This is a genomic window from Nocardioides jiangxiensis, from assembly GCF_030580915.1.
GTDB classification, from domain to species: Bacteria; Actinomycetota; Actinomycetes; order Propionibacteriales; family Nocardioidaceae; genus Nocardioides; species Nocardioides jiangxiensis.
This window is the reverse complement of the sequence record NZ_JAUQTA010000002.1, coordinates 445,516-462,986: the sequence shown is the minus strand read 5'-3', so window position 1 is coordinate 462,986 and position 17,471 is coordinate 445,516. Positions and strand designations below refer to the sequence as shown.

Here is a 17,471-nt window from a genome sequence, read left to right as displayed (position 1 = left end):
CGGCCGGTCCCGGTCAGCGTTCCCCTCAGGTGAGCAGCGTGCCCCTCGGGTCAGTGCGCAGCCTCGTGCCACGAACGGCCGGTGCCGACGGACACGTCGAGCGGCACGGCGAGCTCCGCAGCACCACCCATGCGCTCGCGCACGAGGGCGGTGAGCGCCTCGGTCTCGCCGGGGGCCACCTCGAGCACGAGCTCGTCGTGGACCTGCAGGAGCATCCGGCTCCGCAGCCCCTCGGCCTCGAGTGCACGTTCGACATCGAGCATGGCGACCTTGATCAGGTCCGCCGCTGACCCCTGGATCGGCGCGTTGAGCGCCATGCGCTCGGCCATCTCGCGTCGCTGCCGGTTGTCGCTCGTGAGATCCGGGAGGTAGCGGCGTCGGCCCATGATGGTCTCGGTGTAGCCGGAACGGCGGGCCTCGTCCACGATGCCGCCGAGGTAGTCGCGGATGCCCCCGAAGGTCTCGAAGTACTCGTCCATGAGCACCCGTGCCTCGGCCGGCGTGATCTTGAGCTGCTGGCTGAGCCCGAACGCCGAGAGCCCGTAGGCCAGCCCGTAGTTCATCGCCTTGATCTTCGCCCGCTGCTCGACGGTGATCTCGTCGATCGGGGTGTCGAAGACCTTCGACGCCGTGATGGCGTGGAAGTCCTGCCCCGAGCGGAACGCCTCGATCAGCAGCTCGTCCTCGGAGAGGTGCGCCATGATCCGCATCTCGATCTGGCTGTAGTCGGTGGTCATCAGCGCCTCGAAGGCGTCACCGACGACGAATGCCTCCCGGATCCTGCGTCCGGACTCGGTGCGGACCGGGATGTTCTGCAGGTTGGGCTCGGTCGAGCTCAGCCGGCCCGTCGCCGCGATCAGCTGGTTGAACGTCGTGTGGATGCGTCCATCGGGCTGCACCGTCTTGAGCAGGCCCTCGACGGTCTGTCGCAGACGGGTCACGTCCCGGTGACGGAGCAGGTGCAGCAGGAACGGGTGCTCGGTCTTCTCGAACAGGCTTTGCAGCGCGTCGGCATCCGTCGTCCAGCCGGTCTTGGTCTTCTTCGTCTTCGGCATCCCGAGCTCGTCGAAGAGCACGACCTGCAGCTGCTTGGGCGATCCGAGGTTGATCTCCTTGCCGATGACGGCGAAGGCGTCCTCGGCGGCAGCCCGCACCTCGCCGGCGAAGTCCGCCTCGAGCCCCTCGAGGTAGGCGACGTCGACGGCGATGCCTGTGCGCTCCATGCGGGCGAGGTTGCCCACCAGCGGCAGCTCCACGTCGGCGAGCAGGCGAGTGCCGCCGTGGTCCTCCACCTCGGCCGTCAGCACCACGGCCAGGTCGAGCACGGCGCGCGCCTGGAGCATCGCTGCCGTGGCAGCAGCGTCGATGGCGTCGTCACCGTCCAGGAACGCCTCGTCGAAGAGGGCGTCCTGCTCCTGGGCCGCTTCCTGCCGCAGCTCGCGCTTGAGGTAGCGCAACGTCAGGTCGCCGAGGTCGTAGGAGCGCTGGTCCGGCTGGACGAGGTACGCCGCGAGGGCGGTGTCGGTGGCCAGCCCGGCCAGGCTCCACCCCTGGGCCGCGAGGGCGTGGCCCGGTCCCTTGGAGTCGTGCAGGATCTTCGGCTTGTCGTCGTCGGCGAACCACGCCGCGAGCGCCGCGTCGGCCTCCGGCGTGAGCCCCTGCGCATCGATGTAGGCAGCGCGGTCGTCCGCCGTCGCCAGCGCCACGCCCTCGACCCGGCCGGTGCCCGAACCCCACGTGCCCCGCACCTGGACGCCGACGGGCTCGTTGCCCAGCTCGGCCAGGAAGGCCGAGACCTCCTCGGGGGCCAGCACCCGACCGTCGAGCGCGAAGCCGGTGTCCTCGGCGACGGGCTCGTCGTCGGCGCCCACCACGTCGAGGAGACGGGTGCGCAGCTCGCCGCGGAACTCGAGCTCGTCGAGCAGCTCGAGTGCGGTCGTGCGGTCCCACTCGCCGCGGCCGAGGTCGGCGGGCGCCAGGCTCAGGGGCAGGTCGCAGACCAGTGCGTTGAGGCGACGGTTGCGGATGACGTCGGTCAGGTGCTCACGGAGGTTCTCCCCCGCCTTGCCACCGACCTTGTCGGCGTGCGTGATCAGGTTGTCGAGGCCGTCGTAGGTAGCGATCCACTTCGCAGCCGTCTTGGGGCCGACGCCGGGCACGCCGGGCAGGTTGTCCGACTGCTCGCCGACCAGCGCCGCCAGCTCCGGGTAGCGGTGCGGGGGCACGCCGTACTTCTCCTCGACTGCCGCCGGGGTCATCCGGGCGAGGTCGGACACGCCCCGCATCGGGTAGAGGATCGTCGTCGCCTCGTTGACCAGCTGCAGCGAGTCGCGGTCACCGGTCAGCACCAGGACGTCCATGCCCTCGGCGTTGGCCTGCGTGGCGAGCGTCGCGATGATGTCGTCTGCCTCGTAGCCCTCGTGGTGCAGCCACTTGATGCTGAGCGCGTCGAGCATCCGCTGGATCAGCGGCAGCTGGCTCCGGAACTCGTCGGGCGTCTTGTTGCGCTTCGCCTTGTACTCGCTGTACTCCGCCATGCGGAAGGTCTGCCGGCTCAGGTCGAAGGCGACCGCGATGTGCGTCGGCTGCTCGTCGCGCAGGACGTTGGCCAGCATCGAGGTGAACCCGTAGACCGCGTTGGTGTGCTGGCCGGCCGCGGTGGCGAAGTTGTCCACCGGCAGCGCGAAGAACGCGCGGTAGGCGAGGGAGTGTCCGTCGAGCAGCAGCAGGCGGGGGCGAGTCACCCCGCGACTCTAGCGACCGTCGCCGACAGGCCGTTGTACGGCGTCCGGCAGGATGGGGTCATGAGCAAGCGTGAGATGCCGGAGACCCTCGAGGGGCTCCCGATCGACGAGTACCTGGCCCTCCTGCCCGCGGGCATGGGCGCCCTCAACGAGCGGATGGGCATCGAGCTCGTCGAGATCTCGGCCGAGCGCATCGTCGCGACGATGCCGGTCGAGGGCAACACCCAGCCGTTCGGCCTGCTGCACGGTGGCGCCTCGGTCGTCCTCGCCGAGACGCTCGGCTCGGTCGGCTCCTCGATCCACGCCTACCCGGACAAGATGGCGGTCGGCGTCGACATCAACGCCACCCACCACCGCTCCGCGATGAGCGGCACCGTCACGGGCGTCGCGACGGCGATCCACCTGGGCCGCAGCTCGGCGGCGTACGAGGTCGTGATCACCAACGAGGAGGGCAAGCGCCTCTGCACCTCACGGATCACCTGCGCCCTCGTGCCGATGGGCAGCAAGGGCTGAGGAGCGAGGCCGCCGAAGGCTGCGGGGCGGGTCAGGCCGCGCGGCCTCAGACCGACTGCGAACGACGCGTGGCGCGCCGGGCGGCCAGCACCTGACCGAGGTTGTTGCGCTGGCCCGGGGCGGCGGCGCCGATGCGGGCCGGGACCTCGACGGGGAGCTTGGCGCGCAGGGCGGCCGTCGGCGCCACGCGGATCGTCGCCGCGGGAGCGAGGCCGAGACGGGCCAGGAAGCGGTTGGTGTCACGGGAGTTGCCACCGGTCACGCTGACGACGTGGCTCGTGCCGTGCTCCTCGGCCCAGCTGACGGCCGCCTGCATGAGGCCACGTGCGACCCCGCGGCGGCGGAACTCCTCGTCCACCTTCAGCAGGTGGATGAAGACGGCCTGGTCGGTGGTCAGCGGCATCAGCGGCCCGAGCCGGAGGTAGACCGCACCCACGATGCGCTCGTCGACCACCGCCACCACGATCCGGTCGTGCATGCTGGCGAGCACCTTGCGGATCGTCGACGGGATGTCGTGCCGCAGGGCCTCGTGCTGGCCGACGCGGTTGTCGGCGTGCCAGAGCGCACCGAGCGAGGCAGCGTCGTCCGCCTGCACGGTGCGGATCTGGAACGGTGCACGGCTCATGACTACCTCCCCGGTGTCGTCGATGCGAGAGGCAGCCTATGCCTCAACAACAAGAGTTGTCTGCCGGGTGTCACGAGATCTCATGACACCCGGCAGAGCACCGCTCATGCGGTGGTCAGACGTCTCCGCCGAGGTAGGCGGCCTTGACGGCCGGGTCGCCGGCGAGCTCCTGCCCACCGCCGGAGCGGACGATCTCACCGGTCTCCAGCACGTGGGCGTGGTGGGCGAGCTTGAGCGCCTGAGCGGCGTTCTGCTCGACGATGAGGACCGTCGTGCCCTGGTCGTTGATCTCCTTCACGATCGAGAAGATCTGCTGGATGAGCTTCGGCGCGAGCCCCATCGAGGGTTCGTCGAGGAGGAGCAGCCGCGGGCGGGCCATCAGCGCACGGCCGATCGCGACCATCTGCTGCTCGCCGCCCGACATGCTGCCGACGACCTGCTTCTCGCGCTCCTTCAGGCGCGGGAAGAGCGTGAAGGCACGCTCGAGGTCCTCGGCGATGGCGGCCTTGTCGTTGCGCACGTACGCACCCATGTCGAGGTTCTCGCGAACCGTCATGCCGACGAAGCACCCACGACCCTCGGGTGACTGGCCGATGCCTCGCTTGACCCGCTCGTAGGGAGCCAGGTTCGTGATGTCGGCACCGTCGAAGACCACCGTGCCCGAGCGGACCGGTCGCAGACCGGACAGCGTCTTCAGGGTCGTCGTCTTGCCGGCACCGTTGGCACCGATCAGCGCGGTGACGGAGCCCTCCGGCACCTCGAAGCTGATGCCCCTGATCGCCTCGATGTGCCCGTAGTTGACCCGCAGGTCCTTCACCTCAAGAAGCATCTTCTTCATCCACTCCCAGGTACGCGGCGATGACGGCCGGGTTGTCGCGGATCTCCGCAGGCGTCCCCTCCGCGATCTTCCGCCCGAACTCGAGCACGACGATGCGATCGACCGCGCCCATCACCAGCCGCATGTCGTGCTCGATCAGCAACACCGTGTAGCCGGCGTCCCGGATCTTCTTGATCAGGTTGGTCAGCTCGAGCTTCTCCGCCGGGTTGAAGCCGGCTGCGGGCTCGTCGAGGCAGAGCAGCTTCGGACTGGTGGCGAGCGCCCGGGCGATCTCCAGGCGCCGCTGCTCGCCGTACGAGAGGTTGGCAGCGATCTCGTCGGGGCGTGCCTTCACACCGACGAGCCGGAGGAGCTCCTTGGCCCGGGCGACGGACTCGGCTTCCGTGCGCCGGTGTCGCGGGGTGCGCAGCAGGGCATCGAAGAAACCCACCTTGCTGTGTGCGTCCGCACCGACCATGACGTTCTCGAGGACCGTCATGGACTTGAAGAGCCGGATGTTCTGGAAGGTCCGGGCGATGCCGAGCCGCGTGATCCGGTGGCGCTTCAGCTTGCCGATCGGCGCGCCGGCGAAGCGCACCTGTCCCGAGGTCGCCTGGTAGACGCCCGTCATGACGTTGAAGCAGGTCGTCTTGCCAGCGCCGTTGGGACCGATCAGGCCGAGGATCTCCCCCTGCTTGATGTCGAAGGTCACCTGGTCGAGCGCCGTCAGGCCACCGAAGCGGATCGTGACGTTGTCGACCTCCAGGAGCGGGGTTGCGTCAGGCATTGCTCTCCTCCTCGATCTCGCCCTCTTCGAGTGCCTCGATCTCGGCCTCCACCTCCTGCACCCGGCGGCTGCGTCCCGAGGGCAGGAGGCCCTGCGGGCGCCAGATCGCGAGCGTCATCAGCGCGATGCCGAAGAGGAGGTAGCGATAGTCACTGACCGACCGGAAGCGCTCCGGAAGGTACTCGATCAGCACCGCACCGACGATCACACCCCAGCGGTTGCCGGCGCCGCCCAGGATGACCGCCGAGACGAACATCATCGAGTAGATCAGCAGAAAGCTGTCCGGGCTGATGAAGCCGCTCTGGCTGCTGGCGAGGAACGAACCCGCGAGGCCGCCGATCGCAGCGCCGAGCGCGAAGGCCATGAGCTTGTACTTGAACGTGTTGACGCCCATCAGCTCGGCGGCGTCCTCGTCCTCCCGGGTGGCCTCCCACGCACGGCCGACACGGCTCGCCTTGACGAGCCGGTCGCCGAGGATGACCAGGATCAGCACCGTCAGCAGCAGCCAGTAGAACGGGATGGCGTCCTTCGCCCCGAAGGCGAGGAAGGCCGTCGTGTGCTCGTGATCGATCGAGGGGACGATGCCGTCCCACTTGAGGTGCGGGATGGCGAAGAGCCCACCTTCGTCGAACGGCGGCGTCGGCGCGGACCCGATCGTCGGCGGGTGCGGGATGTCCTTGATTCCGGAGGAGGCACCGAGCCACTCGACGTTCTTGACGGTGATCCGGATGATCTCACCGAAGCCGAGCGTGACGATGGCCAGGTAGTCACCGCGCACGCGGAGGGTCGGCGCACCGAGGATCACTCCCGTCACCATCGTGATGGCGACGGAGAACGGCAGGATCAGGAAGAACGGCCAGTGCCAGTGCTCCGACGTCAGGACGCCGATCGCGTAGGCGCCGACCGCGTAGAAGCCGACGTAACCGAGGTCGAGCAGGCCGGCGTAGCCGATGACGATGTTGAGGCCCAGCGCGACGAGCGCGAACGCCGCACACAGGAAGAGCACGCCGCCGAAGTCGGTACCCGTGGTGGTGATGACGGGCGGACGCAGCAACGGGAGCGAGTAGACCAGCAGCACGCCCAGGAAGAGGAGCGCGAACCGGGCGATGAAGGGCATCCGGGCGAACCGGTCCAGCGCCCTGTTCCAGGCGAGGCCTGCGTTGGTGGCGACGTTCATGCGCGTGCCTTTCCGAGCGCCTCGCCCAGGAGTCCCGAGGGCCGCAGGAGGAGGACGAGGACCAGCAGGACGAAGGCGACGACGTCCTTCCATTGTGCGCCGAACACGGCGGAGCCCCAGTTCTCCATGACACCGAGGACCAGGCCGCCGAGGAGGGCGCCACGGAGGTTGCCGATGCCACCCATGACGGCGGCGGTGAACGCCTTGACGCCCAGGATGAACCCGGCGTTCTGACGGGTGGAGCCGATCTTCATCATGTAGAGCGTCGCTGCAGCACCGGCCATGAGGCCGCCGATGAGGAACGTTCCCTGGATGACGCGCTGCGAGTTGACGCCCATCAGGGAGGCGGACTCGGGGTCCTGCGCCACGGCGCGGATGCCGCGGCCGAAGCGGGTACGACGGACGAACTGGTCCAGCGCCACCATCATCAGGATGGCGGCGATGACCACCACGAGGTCGACGTCGGTGACCTGGTAACCGCCGATGGAGAACAGCGGCGTCGGCTCGATCGTCACCGGGTTCGAGTAGACGTCACGCGCTCCCCCGGGGCTCACGTAGTCGGCCAGGTTGTCGTCGAGGCCGAACCAGCTGGCGAAGTGGTCGCGCAGGCCCATCGCCTCGGAGAGGGCGAAGGAGGCGCCGATCGCGGAGATCAGCGCGATGAGCTTGGGAGCGTTCTTCTTGAGGAGCGGCCGGTAGGCGACGCGCTCGAGCAGGAGCGCCACGAGTCCGGAGACGACCATCGCGGCTATGAGCGCCGCGAGCAGGATGGGCAAGGCCTTGCCGAGGCTCCATGTGACGCCGTCGGTGCCGTGCAGCAGCACGAACACCCAGGCCACCGCGAAGGTACCGAACATGAACACTTCGGAGTGGGCGAAGTTGATGAGCTGCAGAACGCCGTAGACCATCGTGTAGCCCAGGGCGACCAGGGCGTAGATGGCTCCGAAGACCAACCCGCCTGTGGTGTAGCTCAGGAAGCCGTCGAGACTTCCGAAGAGCTTGTCGAAGTGCAAGGGCTTTCCCTCCACGTGAGTGGGCTGCGGCCGGGTGACCCCGGCCGCAGCCTGGCTCGGACGAGTCAGTCGGTCAGGAGATCGCCTTCGGCGTGTTCACCTGGAGCTTGCCGTCCTTGACGAAGTAGGCGTAGATCGTCGTCTGCTTGATGTCGCCCTTGTCGTCGAAGGCGATCGGTCCACTGACGCCCTCACCGGTGTACGAACCGATGAAGTCGTTGAGGTCCTTCTCCGTCTTGACGCCCTTCTCGACGGCCGCCAGGAAGATGTTCGACGCGTCGTAGGCCTGGGTGGCGTAGAGGCCCGTGGCGTCGAAGGACTTCGGTGCCGGACCCGCGGGAGCCGTCAGGATCGCGCCCTCGGCGGCCTGCGGACCCGCGACCTGCACGAAGTGCGGGTCCTCGGAGCCGTCACCCGACATGTAGGTGCCCTTGAAGCCACCCTGGCGGAGCTGCTTCACGAGCAGGCCCGCCTCCGTGTAGTAACCGGCGTAGTAGACGGCGTCGGCACCGGAGGCCTTCACGGCCTGGACGACGGCAGACATGTTGGTGTCGCCGACCGAGATCTGGTCGGAGTCGACCATGTTGCTGCCGAGCGCCTTCTTCACCGTGGCGGCGAGGCCCTTCGAGTAGTCCTGGCCGTCGTCGACGACGAAGACCTTCTTGGCGCCGATGGTGCCGGTCAGGTAGGAGACACCCGCCTTGCCCTGGGTGTCGTTGTTGCCGATGACGCGGTGCCACGTGGTCCAGCCGGACTGGGTGATCGCGTCCGCGGTGGCGGACGGCGAGATGGACGGGAGACCCGCCTCGAAGAAGGTCTTGCCGGTGGCGAGCGACTCGCCCGAGAAGCCCGGGCCGATCAGGCCGAAGATCGAGTCGTCGTTGATGATCTGCGTGGCGAGAGCGGGAGCCTTCGCCGGGTCGCCCTGCGAGTCGAACTTCTTCAGGCTGATCTTGCAGTCAGCGTTCTTGGCGTTGTACTCCTTCAGCGCCAGGTTGATGCCGTTGACCATGTTCTGGCCCAGGGCACCCGCGTCGCCCGAGAGCGCTCCGAGGAACGCGATGTTCTTGCCGCAGAAGTCGCCGCTGGCAGAGCCCTTGTCGCTGGAACCACACGCCGCGAGCGAGGTCGTGGCGAGGCCGGCCAGCATCAGGCCCGCAACAGCCTTCGAGGAAAAACGCACGATTTGTCTCCGATCGATTCAGGCGGACGGCGATGTCCGCGATCGATCGAAACCTAGTGCGTGACCCGGGTCACGCGACAGGTTCGACGCGCGTGGAAACAGAAACGTGACCGAACTTTTGCCGGCACCGAACACGCAGGCTCAGGCACCGGAGGCGCCGGTGGCGCCGTGCTCGACGATGCCGTCCGCGACCTGGCGCATCGAGAGGCGCAGGTCCATCGCGGTCTTCTGGATCCAGCGGAACGCCTCGGGCTCGGAGAGCCCCATGTCCTTCTGCAGCACGCCCTTGGCCCGGTCGACCGCCTTGCGGGTCTCCAGGCGCTCGGTCAGGTCACCCACCTCGACCTCGAGGGCGGCGACCTCGGCGAACCGGCTGACCGCCATCTCGATGGCCGGCACCAGGTCGTTGCGGGTGAACGGCTTGACCAGGTACGCCATGGCGCCCGCGTCCCGGGCCCGCTCCACCAGCTCGCGCTGGGCGAACGCGGTCAGGATGACCACCGGCGCGATCCGCTCCCCCGCGATCCGCTGCGCCGCGGCGATGCCGTCGAGGCGGGGCATCTTCACGTCGAGGACGACCAGGTCGGGGCGCAGCTCCTCGGCCAGGGCGATCGCCTGCTCGCCGTCGGCCGCCTGGCCCACGACGTCGTAGCCCTCCTCGGCGAGCATCTCGGCGAGGTCCATGCGGATGAGGGCCTCGTCCTCGGCGATGAGGACACGGCGCGGCGGAGTGCTGGTCACGGCGGCAAGGCTAGCCGCCCGGCGTACGGCGCGCACCTGCGATGCGACTAGGGTTGGCCGCTGGCGCCCCGGTATCCCAACGGCAGAGGAAGCGGTCTCAAACACCGTCCAGTGTGGGTTCGAATCCCACCCGGGGCACGCAACAGGGCCGCACTCCCCCGGAGTGCGGCCCTGATGTCGTTCAGTCCTCGGCGACCGTGCTGCGGTGGTACGCCGGAGCGACCTCGTTGATCGCATCGCCCATGCGGTGGACCCGCAGGGCGTTGGTCGACCCGGGGATGCCCGGAGGCGAACCCGCGATGATGACGACCAGGTCGCCCTCGTCGACGCGACCGCTGGCGAGCAGGGCCTCGTCGACCTGACGGACCATCTCGTCGGTGTGCTCGACGGTCGCGGTCTGGAAGACCTCGACGCCCCATGCCATGCAGAGCTGGGAGCGGGTGTCCGCCTGGGGCGTGAAGGCCAGGATCGGGATCCGGCCCCGGTAGCGCGACAGCCGGCGGGCGGAGTCGCCGCTGGTCGTGAAGGCCACGACGTACTTCGCGCCGACCCGCTCGGCGACCTCCGCGGCGGCCTTCGCGATGATGCCGCCGGTGGTGCGCGGGTTCCAGTTGATCAGCGCCATGTGCTCGAGGCTGTGCTCCTCGGCGGCGGCGAGGATCCGGGCCATCGTCTGCACGGCGGCGATCGGGTAGGCGCCGACGCTCGTCTCACCCGAGAGCATGACGCAGTCGGCGCCGTCGATGATCGCGTTGGCGACGTCGGAAGCCTCGGCGCGGGTCGGCGCGGGTGCGCCGATCATCGACTCGAGCATCTGGGTGGCCACGATGACCGGCTTCGCGAAGCGGCGCGCCTTCTCGATGACCGTCTTCTGGATGAAGGGCACCTCCTCGAGCGGGCACTCGACTCCGAGGTCACCGCGGGCGACCATCAGGCCATCGAAGGCGTCGACGATCTCGTCGATCGCCTCGACCGCCTGCGGCTTCTCGATCTTGCCGATGACCGGGACGATCCGGCCCTCCTCGCGCATGATCACGCGGACGTCCTCGGCATCTGCCGCGTTGCGCACGAACGAGAGCGCGATGAAGTCGACGCCGAGCTTCAGCGCGAAGCGCAGGTCCTCGACGTCCTTCTCCGACATCGCCGGGACCGACACGGGTACGCCGGGCAGGTTGATGCCCTTGTTGTTGCTCACCGTGCCGGGGACGACGACCTGGGTGTGCACGTCGGTGTCGGAGACACCGGTCACGACCAGCCGCACCTTGCCGTCGTCGATGAGGATCGGGTCGCCGATCCTCACGTCGCCCGGCAGGCCCTTGTAGGTCGTGCCGCACTCGAGGTTGTTGCCGTCGACGTCACGCGTGGTGATGGTCCAGGCCTGGCCCTGCTCGAGGTCGACCGGGCCGTCGCCGAAGCGCTCCAGGCGGATCTTGGGGCCCTGCAGGTCGGCGAAGATGCCGACCGAGCGGCCTGCCTGCTCAGCGGCGTCGCGCACCAGCTGGTAGATCCGGGCGTGGTCGTCGTGCGACCCGTGGCTCATGTTCATCCGTGCCACGTCCATGCCCGCGTCCACGAGTGCCCGGATCTTGTCCGGGGTCGAGACGGCAGGGCCGAGGGTGCACACGATCTTTGCTCTCCGCACCCCTCGACCCTAGTGGTCCGGGCCGGTTACCTGACAGTCACAACGACGAACTTTCGTCGCTTGGACAGCAAAAGACCCCCTCCCGTGTGGGAGGGGGTCTCTTGTCAGGTGGTTGCTCAGGCCATCAGCGGGCGAGCCGTCGGCGGGATCGGCGCCGGCAGCGTCGTGGAGCCGGTCAGGAACCGGTCCACCGCGGCGGCCGCAGAGCGGCCCTCGGCGATCGCCCAGACGATGAGCGACTGGCCACGACCGGCGTCACCGGCGACGTACACGCCGTCGACCGACGACTTGTAGTCGAGGTCGCGCTTGACGTTGCCACGCTCGTCCAGCTCGACACCGAGCTGCTCGACGAGACCGGCCTTCTCCGGGTGGAGGAAGCCCATCGCCATGAGGACGAGCTCGGCCGGGATCTCCCGCTCGGTGCCCTCGATCGCCTTGAAGTCGGGACCGACCTCGGTGACCTTCAGCGCACGGACGTTGCCGTTCTCGTCGCCGAGGAACTCGACGGTCGACGTCGCGTAGACGCGCTCGCCGCCCTCCTCGTGGGCCGAGGAGACCTTGTAGGTCATCGGGTACGTCGGCCACGGCTGGCCGGCAGGCCGCTCCTCGGAGGGACGCGGCATGATCTCGAGCTGCGTGACCGACTTGGCGCCCTGGCGGATCGAGGTGCCCAGGCAGTCGGCGCCGGTGTCACCGCCACCGATGATGACGACGTTCTTGCCGGTCGCCACGATCTGGTCCTCGACGGTGTCGCCGTACGCGAAGCGGTTGGCCTGCGGCAGGAACTCCATCGCCTGGTGGATGCCACCGAGCTCCGCACCCGGGACCGGCAGGCCACGCGGGACGGTCGAGCCGATGGCGAGGACGACGGCGTCGTAGCGCTCACGGAGCTGGTCCCCCGTGATCTCCTCACCGACGTTGACGCCGGTGCGGAAGACGGTGCCTTCCTTCTTCATCTGCTCGAGACGGCGGTCGACCTGCGCCTTCTCCATCTTGAACTCGGGGATGCCGTAGCGGAGGAGACCACCCGCACGGTCCGCGCGCTCGTAGACGGCGACGGTGTGGCCGGCACGCGTGAGCTGCTGCGCGGCGGCGAGGCCGGCCGGGCCGGAGCCGATGACCGCCACGGTCTTGCCGGAGAGCCACTCGGCCTCGACGGGGCGGACGAAGCCGGACTCCCACGCCTTGTCGATGATCGAGACCTCGATGTTCTTGATCGTCACCGGGTCCTGGTTGATGCCCAGGACACAGGCCGTCTCGCACGGGGCCGGGCAGAGGCGACCGGTGAACTCCGGGAAGTTGTTGGTCGCGTGCAGCCGCTCGATCGCGGCCTCCCAGTCGTTGCGGTACACTAGGTCGTTCCACTCCGGGATGATGTTGCCCAGCGGGCAGCCCTGGTGGCAGAACGGGATGCCGCAGTCCATGCAGCGGCTCGCCTGCGTCGTGATGATCGGAAGCAGGGTCTTGCCGATGCCACCATCGGGGTAGACCTCCTTCCAGTCGTTCACGCGCTCGTCGACGGGACGACGGGTCGCGACCTGGCGGCCTTCCTTCAGAAAGCCCTTCGGGTCAGCCATGAAGCACCTCCATGATCCGGGCGGCGGCCTCGTCCTCGTTGAGACCCTCCTCGAGGGCCTCCTCACGGGCCTCGAGCACGCGCTTGTAGTCACTCGGCATGACCTCGGTGAAGCGCGGAAGCGCCGCATCCCAGTCAGCCAGCAGCTCCTCGGCGACCGCAGAGCCGGTCTCCTGGAGGTGCTTGGTCACGATCTCCTTGAGCTCGGCAGCAGCCTTGCCGGTGACCGGCGCCAGCTCGACGAGCTCGGGGTTGACCTTGGCCTCGTCCAGGTCGAGCACGAAGGCGTAGCCGCCCGACATGCCCGCGGCGAAGTTGCGGCCGGTCGGGCCCAGCACGACCACACGACCGCCGGTCATGTACTCGCAGCCGTGGTCACCGACACCCTCGGTGACGATCGTCGCGCCGGAGTTGCGGACGCCGAAGCGCTCGCCGACCGTGCCCGCGAGGAACATCTCGCCGGAGGTCGCACCGAAGCCGATCGTGTTGCCCGCGATGACCTGCTCGCTCGCCTTGAACGTCGAGGCGGCGTCCGGACGGACGATGATGCGACCGCCCGAGAGGCCCTTGCCGACGTAGTCGTTGGACTCGCCGTTGATGCGCAGCGTGACGCCCTTCGGGATGAAGGCACCGAACGAGTTGCCACCGGAGCCCGTGAAGGTCACGTCGATGGTGTCGTCCGGGAGGCCCGCGCCCTTGTAGCGCTTGGTCACCTCGTGGCCGAGCATGGTGCCGACCGTGCGGTTGACGTTGCTCACGGTGAGCTCGAGCTTGACCGGCTCGCCCGACTCGAGAGCCGGCTTGGCGAGCGCGATGAGCTCGTTGTCGAGCGCCTTGTCGAGACCGTGGTCCTGGCCCTGCGAGTTGAACAGGGTCTGACCGGCGTACTGACCGTGGTCACCGGCCGGGTCGACCTTGTGCAGGATCGGCGACAGGTCGAGACCCGAGGCCTTCCAGTACGCCGAGGCGTCGCGCACGTCGAGGGCGTCGACCTGGCCGACCGCCTCCTCGATGCTGCGGAAGCCGAGCTCGGCGAGGATCTCGCGCACCTCCTGAGCGATGTACTCGAAGAAGTTGACGACGAACTCCGGCTTGCCCGAGAAGCGGCCGCGGAGGACCGGGTTCTGCGTGGCGACGCCGACCGGGCACGTGTCGAGGTGGCAGACGCGCATCATGATGCAGCCCGAGACGACGAGCGGCGCGGTCGCGAAACCGAACTCCTCGGCGCCGAGCAGGGCGGCGATGACCACGTCACGACCGGTCTTGAGCTGACCGTCGGCCTGGACGACGATCCGGTCGCGCAGACCGTTGAGCAGCAGCGTCTGCTGGGTCTCGGCGAGACCGAGCTCCCAGGGACCACCGGCGTGCTTGAGCGACGTCAGCGGCGAGGCGCCGGTGCCACCGTCGTGGCCGGAGATCAGGACGACGTCCGCGTGGGCCTTGGAGACACCCGCGGCGACCGTGCCGACGCCGACCTCCGAGACCAGCTTCACGTGCACCCGGGCGGCCGGGTTCGCGTTCTTCAGGTCGTGGATCAGCTGCGCCAGGTCCTCGATCGAGTAGATGTCGTGGTGCGGCGGCGGCGAGATCAGGCCGACACCCGGGGTCGAGTGACGGGTCTTCGCCACCCACGGGTAGACCTTGTGGCCGGGGAGCTGGCCACCCTCGCCGGGCTTGGCACCCTGCGCCATCTTGATCTGGATGTCGTCGGCGTTGGTCAGGTACTCCGAGGTGACGCCGAAGCGACCCGAGGCGACCTGCTTGATCGACGAACGACGGGCCGGGTCGTAGAGACGCTCCGGGTCCTCGCCACCCTCACCGGTGTTGGACTTCGCACCGAGCTGGTTCATGGCGATGGCCAGGGTCTCGTGCGCCTCCTGCGAGATGGAGCCGTACGACATGGCGCCGGTGGAGAAGCGCTTGACGATCTCGCTGACCGGCTCGACCTCGTCGATGGAGATCGACGGACGACCGCTGTCGAACTTGAAGAGGCCGCGCAGCGTCTTCAGCGCCGTGGACTGCTCGTCGACCGCCGACGTGTACTGCTTGAACACGTCGTAGCGGCCCTGGCGGGTCGCGTGCTGCAGACGGAAGACGGTCTCGGGGTTGAAGAGGTGCGGCTCGCCCTCACGACGCCACTGGTACTCGCCGCCGATGGGCAGCGTGCGGTGGGCCGGAGCGATGCCGTCCTTCGGGTACGCCGTGGCGTGGCGCTTGGCCACCTCCTCGGCGATCGTGTCGATCGAGATGCCGCCCAGGCGCGACGTCGTACCGGTGAAGTACCGGTCGATGACCTCCTGCGACAGGCCGATGCACTCGAAGATCTGCGCACCCGTGTAGGAGGCGACCGTCGAGACACCGATCTTCGACATGACCTTGAGGACGCCCTTGCCGAGGCCCTTCACGACGTGCTTGACGGCGACGTCGGGGTCGACCTTGACGAAGGAGCCCTCGCGGGCCAGGTCCTCGGCGGACTCGAGCGCGAGGTACGGGTTGACCGCAGCGGCACCGAAGCCGATCAGGGTCGCCACGTGGTGGACCTCGCGGACGTCACCGGCCTCGACCACGAGACCGACCTGCGTGCGGGTCTTCTCGCGGACGAGGTGGTGGTGCACGGCGGCCGTGAGCAGCAGCGACGGAATCGGCGCGAGCTCGGCGGTCGAGTGACGGTCGGAGAGGACGACGATGCGGGCGCCGTCGGCGATCGCCTGCGACACCTCGGTGCAGATCTCGTCGATCTTCGCCGCGAGGGCGGCGCCGCCACCCTTGACGTCGTACAGGCCACGGGCGACGTGGGCGATGAAGCCCGGCTGGTCACCGTCACGGTTGATGTGGCGGATCTTGGCCAGGTCGTCGTTGCTGAAGACCGGGAACGGCAGGATGATCTGCTTGCACGACTCGGCCGACGGCTCGAGCAGGTTGGACTCCGGGCCGATGGAGCCGTTGAGCGAGGTGACGAGCTCCTCGCGGATGGCGTCCAGCGGCGGGTTCGTGACCTGCGCGAAGAGCTGGCTGAAGTAGTCGAAGAGCAGGCGCGGCTTCTCGCTGAGCGCAGCGATCGGCGTGTCCGTGCCCATCGAGCCCAGCGCCTCGGCACCGGTGTTGGCCATCGGCGCGAGGATGACGCGCAGCTCCTCCTCGGTGTAACCGAAGACCTGCTGGCGGCGCGCGACCGACTTGTGGGTGTGGACGATGTGCTCGAGGTCCGGGAGGTCGCCCAGCTTGATCCGGCCGGCCTCCAGCCACTCGGCGTACGGGTGCTCCGCAGCGAGGGCGTCCTTGATCTCGTCGTCCTCGATGATGCGGCCCTCGGCCGTGTCGACGAGGAGCATCTTGCCCGGCTGCGTGCGGCCCTTGCGGACCACCGACTCCGGAGCGATGTCGTGGAGGACACCGGCCTCCGAGCCGTAGATGACCAGGCCGTCGTCGGTCACCCAGAGGCGACCCGGGCGCAGGCCGTTGCGGTCGAGGACCGCACCGACCTGGGTGCCGTCGGTGAAGACGACGTTGGCCGGGCCGTCCCACGGCTCCATGACGGTGCTGTGGAACTCGTAGAACGCCTTGCGCTCCGGCGACATCGTGGCGTGGTTCTCCCACGCCTCGGGGATCATCATCAGCATCGCGTGCGGGAGCGAGCGGCCACCGAGGTGGATCAGCTCGAGCACCTCGTCGAACGACGCGGAGTCCGACGCCTCGACGTCGACGATCGGGAAGAGGCGCTGCAGGTCGCCCGGGATGAGGTCGGAGGCCAGGAGGGCCTCACGCGCGCGCATCCAGTTGCGGTTGCCCTTGACCGTGTTGATCTCACCGTTGTGCGCAATGAAGCGGAACGGGTGGGCCAGCGGCCACGACGGGAACGTGTTGGTCGAGAAGCGGGAGTGGACGACACCGATGGTCGACGTCACGCGCTCGTCGACGAGGTCCGGGAAGACCTGGTCGAGCTGCTCGGTGGTCAGCATGCCCTTGTACGCGATGGTGCGGGAGGACAGCGACGGGAAGTAGGCACCGGTCTCGTGCTCGGCGCGCTTGCGCAGGCAGAACGCCTGGCGCTCCAGCGGCAGGCCGGTGACGGCCTCGGTGCCGGCGACGAAGAGCTGCACGAAGTTCGGCATGCACATGCGGGCGGTCTCGCCGAGCATGTCGGACTCGACGGGGACCTCGCGCCAGCCGAGGACCTTGAGGCCCTCCTCGACCGCGATCTCCTCGATCCGCGCCTGCACCTTGGCGACCGCGTCGGCGTCGCCGTCGATGAAGGCCGTACCGGCGGCGTACGCGCCAGCGGCAGGCAGCTCGAAGTCGACGACCTCGCGGAAGAACGCGTCCGGGACCTGGAGCAGGATGCCGGCGCCGTCACCCGAGTTGGGCTCGGCACCCGCAGCACCGCGGTGCTCGAGGTTCTTCAGCGCGGTCAGCGCCTTCTTCACGATGTCGTGCGTGGCAACGCCAGTCAGGGTCGCAACGAAGGCAACACCACAAGCGTCGTGCTCGTGGCCCCCGTCGTACAGACCCTGGGGCGGCGGGAATGCGTGCATGGGCATTCTCCCGTCGTCGTCTGCGCCTGCCCGTGAGGGCGCGGCGAATCGGCAATGCAAGAAGCAAAAGGAAACGCAGGGGACGACGTTGGCCCTAGCGGAATGGTCAGAGTATCACTCC

The 17,471-nt window shown here is 68.6% G+C and carries 12 protein-coding genes and 1 tRNA gene; 2 read left to right on the top strand and 11 right to left on the bottom strand.

The window, feature by feature from the left end; translation table 11 throughout:
- Positions 1-50: 50 nt before the first annotated feature.
- On the bottom strand, positions 51-2,744 hold the full coding sequence (polA, locus tag Q5722_RS13610; RefSeq protein WP_305028799.1) for a DNA polymerase I: 2,694 nt from the start codon (positions 2,742-2,744) through the stop codon (positions 51-53).
- A 60-nt stretch (positions 2,745-2,804) separates the two neighbouring features.
- Between polA and Q5722_RS13605 the strand changes: the two genes are divergently transcribed.
- On the top strand, positions 2,805-3,257 hold the full coding sequence (locus Q5722_RS13605) for a hotdog fold thioesterase (protein WP_305028798.1): 453 nt from the start codon (positions 2,805-2,807) through the stop codon (positions 3,255-3,257).
- A 46-nt stretch (positions 3,258-3,303) separates the two neighbouring features.
- Here Q5722_RS13605 and Q5722_RS13600 read toward each other — a convergent pair whose 3' ends face one another.
- The 7 genes from Q5722_RS13600 to Q5722_RS13570 all read right to left on the bottom strand — a co-directional run bounded on the left by Q5722_RS13600 (position 3,304) and on the right by Q5722_RS13570 (position 9,600).
- Positions 3,304-3,882: a GNAT family N-acetyltransferase gene (locus Q5722_RS13600; protein ID WP_305028797.1), complete on the bottom strand. Its 579-nt coding sequence runs from the start codon at positions 3,880-3,882 to the stop codon at positions 3,304-3,306.
- Between the two features lie 115 nt (positions 3,883-3,997).
- Positions 3,998-4,711 (bottom strand): ABC transporter ATP-binding protein, encoded by a 714-nt coding sequence (locus tag Q5722_RS13595; protein ID WP_305028796.1) that lies wholly within the window; start codon positions 4,709-4,711, stop codon positions 3,998-4,000.
- Positions 4,701-5,486 (bottom strand): ABC transporter ATP-binding protein, encoded by a 786-nt coding sequence (locus Q5722_RS13590; RefSeq protein ID WP_305028795.1) that lies wholly within the window; start codon positions 5,484-5,486, stop codon positions 4,701-4,703. The genes Q5722_RS13595 and Q5722_RS13590 overlap by 11 nt, the downstream gene beginning before the upstream one ends.
- A complete protein-coding gene (locus tag Q5722_RS13585) occupies positions 5,479-6,663 on the bottom strand; it encodes a branched-chain amino acid ABC transporter permease (RefSeq protein WP_305028794.1) in 1,185 nt (394 codons plus the stop codon). Before Q5722_RS13585 ends, Q5722_RS13590 begins: the two co-directional genes overlap by 8 nt.
- Positions 6,660-7,676: a branched-chain amino acid ABC transporter permease gene (locus Q5722_RS13580; RefSeq protein ID WP_305028793.1), complete on the bottom strand. Its 1,017-nt coding sequence runs from the start codon at positions 7,674-7,676 to the stop codon at positions 6,660-6,662. Before Q5722_RS13580 ends, Q5722_RS13585 begins: the two co-directional genes overlap by 4 nt.
- A 73-nt stretch (positions 7,677-7,749) precedes the next feature.
- Positions 7,750-8,859: a branched-chain amino acid ABC transporter substrate-binding protein gene (locus Q5722_RS13575; protein WP_305028792.1), complete on the bottom strand. Its 1,110-nt coding sequence runs from the start codon at positions 8,857-8,859 to the stop codon at positions 7,750-7,752.
- 141 nt (positions 8,860-9,000) lie between these two features.
- Positions 9,001-9,600 carry an ANTAR domain-containing response regulator gene (locus Q5722_RS13570; protein WP_305028791.1) on the bottom strand — a complete coding sequence of 200 codons (600 nt, stop codon included), beginning with the start codon at positions 9,598-9,600 and terminating at the stop codon, positions 9,001-9,003.
- Positions 9,601-9,665: 65 nt separating this feature from the next.
- Here Q5722_RS13570 and Q5722_RS13565 point away from each other — a divergent pair.
- Positions 9,666-9,738, top strand: a tRNA-Leu gene (locus Q5722_RS13565).
- A 43-nt stretch (positions 9,739-9,781) separates the two neighbouring features.
- On the opposite strand, the gene pyk is transcribed toward Q5722_RS13565, so the two are convergent.
- The 3 genes from pyk to gltB form a co-directional block, all read right to left on the bottom strand.
- Complete coding sequence (gene pyk, locus Q5722_RS13560; protein WP_305028790.1) at positions 9,782-11,242, bottom strand: pyruvate kinase; 1,461 nt, start codon at positions 11,240-11,242, stop codon at positions 9,782-9,784.
- A gap of 116 nt (positions 11,243-11,358) precedes the next feature.
- Positions 11,359-12,819 carry a glutamate synthase subunit beta gene (locus tag Q5722_RS13555; RefSeq protein ID WP_305028789.1) on the bottom strand — a complete coding sequence of 487 codons (1,461 nt, stop codon included), beginning with the start codon at positions 12,817-12,819 and terminating at the stop codon, positions 11,359-11,361.
- The gene (gene gltB / locus Q5722_RS13550; protein WP_439652498.1) at positions 12,812-17,350 is read right to left on the bottom strand and encodes a glutamate synthase large subunit; all 4,539 of its coding nucleotides are present in this window, start codon (positions 17,348-17,350) and stop codon (positions 12,812-12,814) included. The genes Q5722_RS13555 and gltB overlap by 8 nt, the downstream gene beginning before the upstream one ends.
- Between the last annotated feature and the right edge of the window lie 121 nt (positions 17,351-17,471).

Bases quoted from the DNA above. Each gene is read 5' to 3' on its own strand.
- Q5722_RS13605 (WP_305028798.1), top strand. From the start codon at position 2,805: ATGAGCAAGCGTGAGATGCCGGAGACCCTCGAGGGGCTCCCGATCGAC.
- Q5722_RS13600 (WP_305028797.1), bottom strand. From the start codon at position 3,882: ATGAGCCGTGCACCGTTCCAGATCCGCACCGTGCAGGCGGACGACGCT.
- Q5722_RS13595 (WP_305028796.1), bottom strand. From the start codon at position 4,711: ATGCTTCTTGAGGTGAAGGACCTGCGGGTCAACTACGGGCACATCGAG.
- Q5722_RS13590 (WP_305028795.1), bottom strand. From the start codon at position 5,486: ATGCCTGACGCAACCCCGCTCCTGGAGGTCGACAACGTCACGATCCGC.
- Q5722_RS13585 (WP_305028794.1), bottom strand. From the start codon at position 6,663: ATGAACGTCGCCACCAACGCAGGCCTCGCCTGGAACAGGGCGCTGGAC.
- Q5722_RS13555 (WP_305028789.1), bottom strand. From the start codon at position 12,819: ATGGCTGACCCGAAGGGCTTTCTGAAGGAAGGCCGCCAGGTCGCGACC.
- gltB (WP_439652498.1), bottom strand. From the start codon at position 17,350: ATGCACGCATTCCCGCCGCCCCAGGGTCTGTACGACGGGGGCCACGAG.